At 31.4% G+C, this 12,652-nt stretch carries 9 protein-coding genes; 5 read left to right on the top strand and 4 right to left on the bottom strand.

The window, feature by feature from the left end:
• The first annotated feature begins 131 nt into the window (after positions 1-131).
• Both K8Z87_RS12435 and K8Z87_RS12430 read left to right on the top strand, forming a co-directional pair.
• Positions 132-2,060 carry an outer membrane protein assembly factor BamB family protein gene (locus K8Z87_RS12435; RefSeq protein ID WP_227477899.1) on the top strand — a complete coding sequence of 643 codons (1,929 nt, stop codon included), beginning with the start codon at positions 132-134 and terminating at the stop codon, positions 2,058-2,060.
• A gap of 148 nt (positions 2,061-2,208) precedes the next feature.
• Positions 2,209-4,056: a PLP-dependent aminotransferase family protein gene (locus K8Z87_RS12430; protein WP_227477898.1), complete on the top strand. Its 1,848-nt coding sequence runs from the start codon at positions 2,209-2,211 to the stop codon at positions 4,054-4,056.
• A 55-nt stretch (positions 4,057-4,111) separates the two neighbouring features.
• Here K8Z87_RS12430 and K8Z87_RS12425 read toward each other — a convergent pair whose 3' ends face one another.
• From K8Z87_RS12425 to guaA, 4 genes are read right to left on the bottom strand one after another with little or no spacing between them, the layout of a single operon-like run.
• Positions 4,112-4,342, bottom strand: coding sequence for a DUF3820 family protein (locus K8Z87_RS12425; RefSeq protein ID WP_227477897.1), 231 nt, complete (start codon positions 4,340-4,342; stop codon positions 4,112-4,114).
• A complete protein-coding gene (locus K8Z87_RS12420; protein WP_227477896.1) occupies positions 4,343-4,888 on the bottom strand; it encodes a DUF922 domain-containing protein in 546 nt (181 codons plus the stop codon).
• Between the two features lie 58 nt (positions 4,889-4,946).
• Complete coding sequence (locus K8Z87_RS12415; protein ID WP_227477895.1) at positions 4,947-6,878, bottom strand: LysM peptidoglycan-binding domain-containing protein; 1,932 nt, start codon at positions 6,876-6,878, stop codon at positions 4,947-4,949.
• A 56-nt stretch (positions 6,879-6,934) separates the two neighbouring features.
• Entirely contained in the window at positions 6,935-8,470 is a 1,536-nt protein-coding gene (gene guaA / locus K8Z87_RS12410; RefSeq protein WP_227477894.1) for a glutamine-hydrolyzing GMP synthase, read from the bottom strand.
• 276 nt (positions 8,471-8,746) lie between these two features.
• Here guaA and K8Z87_RS12405 point away from each other — a divergent pair, with 276 nt between their 5' ends.
• The 3 genes from K8Z87_RS12405 to K8Z87_RS12395 all read left to right on the top strand — a co-directional run bounded on the left by K8Z87_RS12405 (position 8,747) and on the right by K8Z87_RS12395 (position 12,483).
• Positions 8,747-10,051, top strand: a complete 1,305-nt coding sequence (locus tag K8Z87_RS12405) for a tetratricopeptide repeat protein (RefSeq protein ID WP_227477893.1) — start codon at positions 8,747-8,749, stop codon at positions 10,049-10,051.
• A 207-nt stretch (positions 10,052-10,258) separates the two neighbouring features.
• Positions 10,259-10,612, top strand: a complete 354-nt coding sequence (locus tag K8Z87_RS12400) for a helix-turn-helix transcriptional regulator (RefSeq protein ID WP_227477892.1) — start codon at positions 10,259-10,261, stop codon at positions 10,610-10,612.
• Between the two features lie 233 nt (positions 10,613-10,845).
• The gene (locus tag K8Z87_RS12395; RefSeq protein WP_227477891.1) at positions 10,846-12,483 is read left to right on the top strand and encodes a hypothetical protein; all 1,638 of its coding nucleotides are present in this window, start codon (positions 10,846-10,848) and stop codon (positions 12,481-12,483) included.
• The last annotated feature ends 169 nt before the right edge of the window (positions 12,484-12,652 follow it).

Here is a 12,652-nt window from a genome sequence, read left to right as displayed (position 1 = left end):
GCAATTAATCACACACGCAAAGTTATCTACAAGTAAAAAGCCCTAATTTTCTAAAATAATGTTACAATGTTTAGTAAGTAATCTAGAAAGATAGGACTATATAATATTTAATAAAAAATGATGCAATATAAATGGCTCTTAAAAAATTAATTTTATTAATAATTATATGTAGTTCTCTACAAGTTTTCTCTCAGCAAAAAATTGAATTTCAGAATACTGTAAAAGAACAAATTCTAAACAATTATACAGGAACGTTATTAGTAAAGACAAAGAAAAGTCTTATTGCAATAGATCCTAAAACACAACAGGTTTTATGGAGAAATAACGATTTTGAAAAAGTTAGTTTTTCTGAGTATTCAGAAATTCCGTATACACCTATTATACTTTTTACACAAAAGCCATTAATTAACTCTAAGGTTATTTCTAATTCTTTTAATACTCAAGGAGCTTCTAAAAAATTATTAAATGTAGTTACAGGAAAAGTACTTTTTAATTCTGAAAAAGAAGGCTTTAAATCAGTAAACAATACTTTAATACTTCCGCAAAAAAAAGCAATATTAGTTGACGGTATAAAAAATAAAGAATTCATCATTTCACTATATAGTTATGAAACGGGTAAGCAAATTTGGGAAACTAAAGGTGTTGAATCTAATTTTTTTAAAACTGTAAAAGGAGCTTGGCTAGATGAGGAAAAAATTATACTAGATATTGAGAAAAACATCTATTGGCTTAAAAACAAGCACCTAATTAAAATTGATGGTAAAACTGGAGCAATTTTATATAAACAAGACGATATTAATTCCATAGCTACAAATGGTTCTAAAGATATTCTCTTTGTGTTTTCTAATACTTTTGAAATTGAAAAATTAGCTGAAGAAAACATAATTAATGCGTTAGACACAAGAACACTTCAAAACGTATGGAAAGCTCCTGTAAAAATATGGGGAAGTATTTCTAATACTGCTATAGATCAAGATAAAATAGTAGCCATAACCTCAAAAGGGTTTAACATTATAAATATAAAAACAGGTGCAAAAAAATGGAAGCGTTCTGAACCCTTACCATTAATAAAAAAAATTGTTCCTGTAAGTAATGGCTATTTAATTGTACAAGATAAATTCCTCGTTAGAATAGATAATAAAGGTAAGAAAGCTTGGGATGAGAAAATAAAAATAACCTTTTCTTCTAAAGAAAATCCTATTCATATTATTGAAAATCAAAATCAAGCGTTATACATCACTCCATCGAAGGCAAATATTGTAAACATAGAAAATGGGACCAAAGTCTGGAAAGAAGACGTCGTCTTAAATTCTGCCAGTTTTTTAGATCGAAACCTAAAAATAAGTGATCAACGTTTTAAAGTTTGGGATGATACGCGCAACAGTCGAGTTCCTTTATATAGTGAAAATAGCTTTTATATTTTTGACAAAACATTTACAAAAAAACCTGCTTTAGTAAATGGTTTTGATTTTAAACGCGGAGCTCCAAAACTAAGAATTATAGATAACGGATATTTTCTTTATAAAAACAATACGTATTTCTGTTACGATCTCTTAGGGCAACTACGTTACAGAAAAGAGTATCCTTATCTTGCAAATACTAATGTCTTTGATGATGCATTTTATTGGACAAAAAGAGGTTTTGGAACCTATACCTCTGCTTTAGGCTTTGTTGGCAATCAAGTAACACAAACTTTAAATACGGTTTTAGTCTCAAAAGATTTAGGGTTGTTAAGTACGGTATCTTCTGGTATTTATGGCACATACCAATCGTATCAAAATTCTTTAAGTAATCTAACAGAATTAAACAAATTAGATTTAGACTCTCATATGAGTACTATTTTTAATCGAATCAAAACAGGTCAAAAAAACAATAGAAGTCTAATAATTGTTTCAGCCAACAAAGTAGAAACTAAAATAATACGATTAGATATCGATTCTGGTACTGAAGAAGTTATAAAAACTATTAAAAAAACATATTCTAACTTTTTAGTAGATCAAATAGAACAACAAATTTATTTCTTTGAAAAGAAACATGTCTTAATTGAAGACTTAAAATAAGTAATACTTTAAAATCAACAAGCAACACGTTTTTAACCTTGATAAATTAATGCTACTAACTGTTAGAAATAGTAAAACAAATCGTCTCATATTACTTTAAAAAAAGTCTAATTAGTGTATATTAACAACTTCTATTAAGATGATAATAATGCAAGATCAAAACATACATAACTATATTAAAGATGTTATCAGAAATATGCCGTCAGATTGGCTAAATCTAACTACACATCGCCTCGATATTTACAATGAAGCATTCGCTAAAACTGAGTTTCTAGAACAGTTTGAAATCTTATATAACAGTAATAATACTGAAGCATCTGCATTAAATGATTTACCTACTGCTTTTGATTATATTCGGTTAGGCCATCCTTTATCTTGTGTGTTAGAATGGACTATTGCATGTTTACATAACATACATCCAGAAAATGTTATTAGTTTTTCATCTAAGACGGCTCCAATTTTAGCTGTTCTTAGAAAAAATCGTTTCGCTAATACAAATACTCAAATTGTATATACAGGACAACTCCCAGAAACTTTCGATGTAGAAATCATAAGAACAATTTATGGGTATCAGTTTAATTTAGTAAAAGTCGACAGCATTAATGAGGTTTCTCAGTTTAATGGCAGTACTATTTTTATTTCGCAAGATGAAACTATAACTAATATAGATCTTAATTCTAATATCGATTTCTATATCTCTATGCTTTCTAATCTTGGAAGTATCATTATAGTTAATGGAGAAATTAACAAGGATTACATTTCAGAAATTCAACATGTTCGTCGCAGAGAGACCATTGCAATGACTCCTGCTAATACTTTATCTGTTTTAAAAGCTATAACTAAGGAAACCGTATTTGAAACAAAAGATTCTATTATACAACAAGCAGACAAAACAAAGGTCTTAGACACTATTACAAATATCACTAATGCATATACAAAACCATTAGTAAGCTCTAGCGGATTATCTATACAGTATGCCATTTTAATGGGATTAGTCCATGATGCATTAGAGCAACATAAAGGTAAAGCCATTAAAATTATTGTGCCACCAAACTGTTACGGAGGTACTAATGACCAAGCAAGGCGTATTGCTGCTTGTATTGACAATGTCGATATTGTAGATTTACCTGTAGATGGTGGCAACGACATGGTTAAAAGTATCGATACTGTTTTAACCAAAATTGCAAGTGAAAATGCTGTGCCTTATATTATTGCTGAAATTCCTACAAACCCAAGAGTTGAAGTTCCTGATCTAATAAAACTAAGAGATGTTTTAAGCCAAGAACGCAAAACTGCAACTGGAGAAATAGCTATAGATCCTGTTTTTATTTTAGACCAAACCTTTTGTCCTAATGTTCATTTTTTAGGAGATAACGATATCCTTTCTACAGTGCGTACCATTTCTTTTGCTAGTGGTTCTAAATTCCCTAGTGGTGGAAAATGCACAGCAGGTTACTGTGTTGGTAATAAAAAGACAGAAACTTTAATGCATTCTATAGAATTACATCTAGGTCTTTGTGACAATGAAGCTACAGCGTTACAATATAAAATTCTGGCAGAACAATTACCATCTATGAATCAACGTATTGCAGATGCCTATAGAAATACGCGCGACTTTGTAAATTATATTACTGAGGTTTTACCAGAAGCTAAGATTAATTTTGTATCAGAAATATTAGCGGAAGAAGGTTTTACACCATCTGTATTTTCATTAGATCTGCCTACTAAAGGAAATACTGATGAAGAACGAGAAGTATACAAAAGAGCTTTAAACTTAAAGTTAATTAACTTAATGATAACCAAAATCCCTAATGAAAGTAAGTACTGTGTGAGTTATGGTCAATTAAAGGGTTGCTATTGGACAATACCTGCAACATCTACCCAAGGCACTACTAAAGAAGGTGATAAAGATTATATAGCTCGTGTGGCATTGTCACCAAATATGGATTTAGCATTACACAAAAAAGTATTTTTAGATTTTGTTAAAGGGATATAATCTATTTAGGTTAATTTTAATTAATTGTTAATAACAATTAGGGATTTTAAAGGTGCTATTTTTTATACTGTTTTTTTATCGTATAGATTAGTTCTTCAAGACCATTAATTTTTATATCGTGCATTTGCTGCATCATACCTCCTAATTTCCCTTTAGGAAATCCTTTTTGTTTAAACCATGTATAATAATATTCTGGTATATCTATAAGGTATTCACCTTGATATTTACCAAAGGGCATTTTGTAATGCGCTAGTTCAATTAATGCATCTCTATTACCTTGGAGCATTTATTGAGATTTAAATTCTTCTAACGCTTCTAATTCAGCAGCGATATATTTTTGCCAACGCAATTGCGCTTCTTTTATAATAGAATGGTTGCTTTCCCTATCGTATTTATTTTGCATTGCCGCAGAAGCTTTATTAATTGAAGTATGTAATCTATTTAATTTTGCTCTTATATTAGAGGATACTTTCAACTCATTAATTTGTTGTCTAAACTTACGTGCATGCAATTCTGTAATATCAAAATGCAATTGCTCATGCCCTAAAATATAACTATCAGCACGTTCTGTGATATACCAAGATTTATCAGGGTAAAATAAGGATTCAACAGTAGTATTAAAGCTTACTGGTTTTCCTCCACTTTTTTGAATAGAAAAACCAAATGTAATACCCGATGCTGTTAAAGCCACAGCTCCAGAATTTAGGTTTGGACGATCCTTAAAATCTGCCCAAGTAAGTTTACGGTTTTCATTCCAAGATATGGTATCATCTTCTGGTGAATTACCAATACATAGGAATGCTATAATACCTATAATTAATTTTAAACTCATTGATTGATGATGTTTTAATTAGACTTAAACACTAATGAAAACGGTATTTAATTTCAAATTATTGTCTCATAGAAGACTGGCTAACATTTACGATTTTAAGATTATCGTATTTAACAATGTATACCGCTTCGTTGACATAACCGCCAAATAAATTTTTAGAATATCTAAATTTATTTTCAATGTATTCGGTTTCTATCTCATCACCCGAAGCATCATACAAACTTCCATCAGAAGATGCCAAGCGTAATAAAATATCTAACGTAATGTCAAATCCTCTAGTAACATATTTGTTTGGCGACACTCCGTATTTTCTTTTATACTGCTTAACAAAACCGTTAGGCACATCACTATCATAACTTTTATTTGGTGATGCAAAATGAAACTTTAAATGTGACAAATGGTTATGGTCTACATCATTTTCAAACGCTCTATTTTTATCTGTAGTTGTTAATACAATTTCTATATCTTCAACAGATAAACCGTTAAGAAGGCTAATAACACTCGATGTAAAAGCCTTGCTTTCAGTTTCTAAAAACACAATATTTTTACCTGGCACAAAAACTCCTTCTTGCAAGGTTGTTGGAAAAATAAAATATCCATCTTTACCATCTTTATTCAATTCTGAATAAAACTGTCTTGCTTTAGGAAATGAACGTTTTAAAGAATTACTTATAATTTTATGACTTCGATCTGCTATAATTACAATATTGGCATCTTCGCTATTAGCTTCAAAGTAGCTAATAATCTTTTTAGACATTACCTCTTTATTAGGAATGGTTTGAAACACATTGTCATAAACTTTAGCAGGTTTAGATAGTGGAGCTATTAACGGAACATTATTGTTTTTCGTAGCTTCAGAAAAACGATTAAACGTTTGCGTTAACATTGGACCTATAACAGCGTCATAATCTGAAAAATTATTTTCTCTAACTATCTTTGCGATTTCAGAATTTCTACCTTCAGTATCAACCACCTTTAATTGTGTAGAAATACCTATTTGCTTTGCCGAATCTAGCGCCATTAGCACACCAGTATGAAAATCTAGTGCTGTAGCTATAACACGATCCTTGCGCATAAGCTCTTTGGTTTCTTGTATGGAGTCTAAATCAATTCTGTTTAAACGAAATGGCAATAATAAACCAATTCGTTTTGTTGAGCGGTTAATAATTTTACTATAAAGTTCTGTTTTATCGGTAGCTTCTAACTCTGAAGCTCCTCCATGGTTTATCTCACTCGGAAGTTTTAAAACCATGCCTAATTTTAACCTAGTTGTTTTTAACTCAGGGTTTAAAGCTTCTAATTCGTTTTGAGATAGTCCTAACTTACGTTCTAAAGCTAAAAAACCTTCACTCTTCTCTACTTGATAATAATTAAACGTAGTTTCATCAACTTTTTTCTCTTCATTACCTGCTATATTAGGTACATTTACCAAATCTCCTGGTTGCAATACTTCTTTAAGATTTGGGTTTAAAGCTTCTAATTCTGGTACCGTAATACCAAATTTATAAGCTATTCGCCATTTACCTTCTTTAGGTCTTACAGCGTACATTTTTATAGTATTACTCAACGTTTGTTTTGATACTATAGTTTTAAAGCGTGGAATTCTAATTCGATCTCCTTTTTTAAGGTTTTCAGAATACAGCCTAGGGTTCTCTTTTTTAATCTCATCTATAGATACTCTATACTTCTGCGATAAGCTAAACAAGGTTTCTTTACGTTTTACCTTATGGCTTTTGTAATCGATAACCTCTTTGGTTACAGACGGAGCAACTGTATGTTTAACTCTAGATTTAGGAATAATCAACGTTGTATTAACACCAAAACTTGTTTTAGCATCTGGGTTAAGCGCAAAAATATCAAAAGGAGTTACTAAATATTGTTTGGCTATACTCTCTATAGTTTCGCCAGACTTTACCTTATGAGTCCTATAATTTTGTGCATTAATACCAATCGAAAAAACAATGAATACAATAGCTAAAAAATTCTTCATTTATAGTTTTAATGTTTATATAATTATGAAACAAATTTGCGTAATTGGTCACAAATTTATTCCCATTCAATAGTTGCAGGTGGTTTAGAACTAATATCGTACACTACTCTATTAACGCCTTTTACCTTATTTATTATTTCATTTGAGGTTTTTTGCAAAAACTCATACGGTAAATTTACCCAATCTGCCGTCATTCCGTCTGTACTTTCCACAGCTCTCAATGCCACACATTTTTCGTAAGTACGTTCATCTCCCATAACACCTACACTATTTACTGGCAATAACATTGCTCCTGCTTGCCATACCTTATCGTATAAACTCCAAGAACGTAGATTATCAATAAAAATAGCATCGACCTCTTGTAATATACGTACTTTCTCTTCAGTTAGATCTCCAAGTATACGAATTGCCAATCCTGGTCCAGGAAAAGGATGGCGGCCAAGCAATTGTGGATCCATATCCATAGAAGCACCAACACGTCTTACCTCATCTTTAAACAATGCTTTTAGAGGTTCTACAATTTTCAGTTTCATAAAATCTGGCAAACCACCGACATTATGATGACTTTTTATTGTTGCACTAGGACCTCCTGTTGCCGAAACACTTTCTATAACATCTGGATATATTGTACCTTGTGCTAACCATTTTACATCATTAATTAAATGTGCTTCATCATCAAACACCTCAATAAATACTCGACCTATAGCTTTTCGTTTTAATTCTGGGTCACTCTCACCTGCTAAAGCATCCAAAAAACGTGCCGAAGCATCTACTCCTTTAACGTTGAGTCCCATGCCTTCGTATTGTTTTAGAACGTCTGTAAATTCATTTTTTCTAAGCAATCCGTTATTTACAAAGATGCAATACAAATTTTTATCAATGGCTTTATGCAATAACATTGCAGCTACAGAAGAGTCTACTCCACCAGATAAACCTAATACCACTTTGTCATCTCCTAATTGTGTTTTAAGTGCTTCAACCGTTTCTTCAACAAATGCATTTGGTGTCCAATCTGGAGTTACATCAGCTATCTTAACCAAAAAGTTTTCTAATAGTTGCTTTCCATCTGTAGAATGGTAGACTTCTGGGTGAAACTGAATCGCATAAGTTTGTTCGCCTTCAATTTTATATGCTGCATTTTCCACATCTTGTGTACTTGCAATAAGTTGTCCGCCTGTTGGTAATTGCTTAATGGTATCACTATGGCTCATCCAAACTTGACTACCTTCAGAAATATGTTCTAAAAACAATTCATTATCTTTAACATAAGCCAAATTGGCTCTTCCATATTCTCTAGTATTAGATTCTGCTACTTTACCTCCAGAAAAATGCGCTAAGTATTGTGCTCCATAACACACTCCTAACAATGGCTTTTTACCACGAATTTGAGATAAATCTGGATGCAATGCATCTTCAGAACGTACAGACATTGGGCTACCAGATAATATAACAGCTTTATAACTCTCTATTTCTGTTGGAATTTTATTGAATGGGTGAATTTCGCAATAGATGTTGAGTTCCCTAACTCTACGCGCAATAAGTTGCGTGTATTGCGATCCGAAATCTAAGATTAATACCTTGTTGTGTTGCATGTGCAAAAATAACAATTGATTTCAGATTTTAGATTGATGATTTTAGATTTTTTGAATAGTTTTTAACAGATACTAATTAATAGTAAAATCATTTGTTTTTATTAAATTTTAAACTTTGTAAAGAATTAATTTCATGTTAGTTGTAAAAAAAGTAAACCTTTCTGTTTGCTTTTTTTGAAATTTATTACCAAAATTAAAATGTACCCCTTTTGTCTTACTTCTAAATTCTATACTCATTTAAATATTAATATCTTTATTCATCTATATATTATAGTCATGAAAAAACTTAAAATCACTTTAGCACTTATTATTGTAGTATGTCATTTAGGTTATGCTCAAAATTTTGTTAAAAATCCCAAAAAAGTAGATAGCATTTTAAATATACTTAAAAATCAACCTAATGACTCATCAAAAGTCGCAAATCTTCATTATCTCTTTGATTACTTTGTTTATAAAGATCTGAAGAAAGGAAAGTATTATGCTGATGAAGAGATTAGAGTTTCAAAACTATTAAATTATGAAGTTGGTATTGCAAATGGCTTGTATAATTATGGTGTATACTATAATAATATAGGTCAACTAGATTCTGCCATAGTATATTATAAGCAAGCTTATGAGCTATTCGAAAAGAAACAAAACTATGGAGGCATGAGCAAGTCTAACCATGGTATTGCTATAATTGAGCAATACAGAGGCAACCATGATATCGCATTAGAACTCACTTACAAAGATATTGACCTATACCGAAACAAACTCCCAGATTCAGTAAGATTAGGTGCTGCTTACGATTTTATTTCAATGATTTATGACGCTAAGGGTAACTATAAGTTGGCTATCATTAACAGTCTAAAAGCGATTAGCATATTAGAAAAGACCGATACACCCATTCGATTGGCAGATGCGTTTTCACATCTTGGCAGTAACGAATTTAGTTTAGGAAATTTTGAAAAATCCTTAGAGTATAAAAAAAAGGTTCTTAACATATATAAAGAGAATGACGATAATTTTTATACCACTGAAGCTCATAACGATATTGGTATTATATACTATCATCTTAAAGATTATGACAAATCTATTAAATCCCTTAAACAAGGGCTTGCCTTAGCTAATGAATTTAAATTCATCAATATAAAAAGGACGATATCAGATAATTTAGGAAAAGTTTTTACTGCAACTGGAGATTATAGCGAAGCACAGAAATATTTAAATGAAGCACTAAAAAATGCGGATGAAAACAATCAGGACTATTGGAAACCTATCATTTTAAATAACTTAGGCGATCTTTACAACAAAACCAACAGACATGAGAAGGCAATTACCTTCCTTACTAAAGCTGAAGAAATAGGGAATAATTTTAATAGTTTAAGTACACTAAAAGACAGTTATTTTATTAGACATGAAAGTTATTTAAAACTAGGACAAACAGAACGAGCTCTTATCGACTATAAAACTTATACAACATTAAAAGACTCGCTTTATAACCTAGAAAAAATAAAGGAAATTGAAGAGTTACGCACAATCTATGACACAGAAAAAAAGAACAACAAATTAAGATTCAAGAAAATGAGATTGAGCTTTTAAACACCAAAAATAAAGTTAGTCGTTTACAGCTTATTTTATTAGCTCTAAGCTTAATTGCTGCTCTAATTTACAGCTTATCCCTATTATCAAAGAAACAGGCGTAATAAAATCGCTAAAGAAAAGGCAGAAGTTGATTTAGAATATAAAACTAAAGAGCTCACTACGCATGCCCTCCATCTAGCTAAAAAGAATGAAGTTTTAAATGATTTGAAACAAAAAGCCAAAGTCTTAAAACAAGATGCAGATGCAGATCCAGGTTATCAAATGCTCATCCAAACTATTAATTTTGACTTGCAGGATGACAATAACTGGGAAAATTTTTCACGCTATTTTGAAGAAGTACACAAAAAATTTAACACTAAAGCACAAGAACAATTTCCTAATATTACCAAAAACGATTTACGCTTAATGGCTCTCTTAAAAATGAATCTATCCTCAAAAGAAATTGCCAATATTTTAAATATTTCTAGCGATGGCATCAAAAAAGCCAGACAACGCCTTCGTAAAAAAATGGGATTAGACTCTAATCAATCTTTAGAAGCTACTGTTATTAATATTTAAATTACAATATTTTAAAGCAGTATCTCTAAAAACGCTTTTGTTTACAGGTTTTTTACCTTTTGTACCCATTTTGTACCCAGTACTTTTTTTGAATTTGAAAATCGGGTGTTTACGTTTGCATAGTCATGGAATTTAAAGCAATGCATCATTATGTTTTTGCACTATTAGGCGCTAAAAAAAATTAAAGCGCAACCATGATCTCTAAAAAAATTTAACTCAAAAATTAAATAAATATGAACCGTATTAACACTTTACTTAGCTACATAGTTTTATTAACTTTATTGTTATTTGCTACAAATTGCAGTAAAGAAGAAGATATTACTGAAAATACTCTTCAAGAACAGACCGATTTAATTGAAACCGCTGGAGTATCTGCTGATGATTTCGAAACTTTCGATGGCGAAATTGGTTTTGTTTTAAACGCAAGAAACATTGCCAAAAAAGGACATCGACCATCCAAAGCTGTCATAAATGTTACCGCTAATACAGGAAACTATTCGCAAACCCTAGACCTTAATACCTTCTCTTTTTTAGGTCAAATTAAATTGTCTAACAAAGATTTATCTGAAGCAGCTAAAGCTGAGTTAACCGAAGGTGTGCCCATTGCAGTAAGTATTCTCAACGAAAATGATGATGAAATTATTTCGCAGGAATTCTCGGGTGTTGTTTTTAACAGTCAAAATTCACCAATGGAACTTAATGTTGCCAACTTAGAAGAGACGGAGCTAAATAAAACCATTAGTTTATCAGAAAACAGACCTTACTATGTTCAAGAAGTTAATCAGAATGCCGTTCCGTTAGCCAATTCCATGCGTGTAAATAGAAACTCTGGATTTGATGATATTTTAACAATATCTTCTGGAACAACTTTTCAGGGTATTTCTAGCGAGCCTGATATGATTTTTAACTTTTTCAAATTCCCAAACGAATTTAACACCTATGGTATAAGACTGGAAGCCTATGGACAATTTGTTGCTGTAAGCAATGCATCTGATAGGTTAGTAAAAATGTTTGGCTTCAATAATTTTGATGATGTATTAAATGCATCAACTGTAGAAAACTATAAATTTATAATCGAAAAAGTATCAGAAGGTCGATATATTTTTAAATCAAAACTAACAGGTCAAAGTTTTAAAACCATAAGCGGTGTTGGAATTGCCGCGGGTACTTCTGGAGTAGAACGTTATTTCAGAATAATCTCCAATACATGGGATTGGAATGTACAAGATTTAGGTATTACTAGTTTGCAACCTATTTTGGCGGAACCTACCACATCTTTCGGTGCCAATAGTACGCTAACTAACTGCGGAAATGGTACATTATCACAAACTATTGGCACTAATGAAACAGAAACAGTCACCAACATTTTGGGATGGGAAGAAAGCTTTTCATTTACAGGCAGTGTAAGTTCGAGTTTTACTGCAACAGTAGGAACCGAATTTGAAGCTGGTTTTTTTGGTACCAGTGCAACTTATAATGCTGAAGTAAGTACAACTCAGGAAATAGGGTTTAGTGCTACAACACAATCATCAACGTTTAACGAAGAAATCAATGAGGTAGAAGAAGCCTTATTTTTTCAACGTACAGTAACCGTTCCATCTGGTAGTGCTTCACTCGTATATGATGTTGCTCAAACTTATAATAATACCATTGTACAGTTTGTACAGCGCGTACGACTTTCAGCTACAGATGAAAATGGTTCTGTCTCTGGAGAACTATTACAGTCTCAAATTCAATTTAGCGGTTTTAACGGTGTGGTAACAGATGTACAACAAGGTCATATCGATATCTCCGTAAAAGGGTTTTTAGAACTTGGTAAATTTTTCGAGTCACAAAGCAGCGTGCAAGATTCACCTGTTAATTGCAATTAAAGGAATTTGAATTCACAATTTTAAAAAAGGTAGTATTTCTTGTACTGCCTTTTTTTATGTTTAACCTTATGAATAATGAACTTTCCTGAAATAGGTTGACTAAAAATTAATCATTTAATTATAGTCAATTATGAAACCACAAAAACAGCACTGGCGAAAAAAAAGCTAC

This window comes from Winogradskyella immobilis, from assembly GCF_021887715.1.
Classification (GTDB): Bacteria; Bacteroidota; Bacteroidia; order Flavobacteriales; family Flavobacteriaceae; genus Winogradskyella; species Winogradskyella immobilis.
This window is presented reverse-complemented; position numbering and strand designations above follow the sequence as displayed.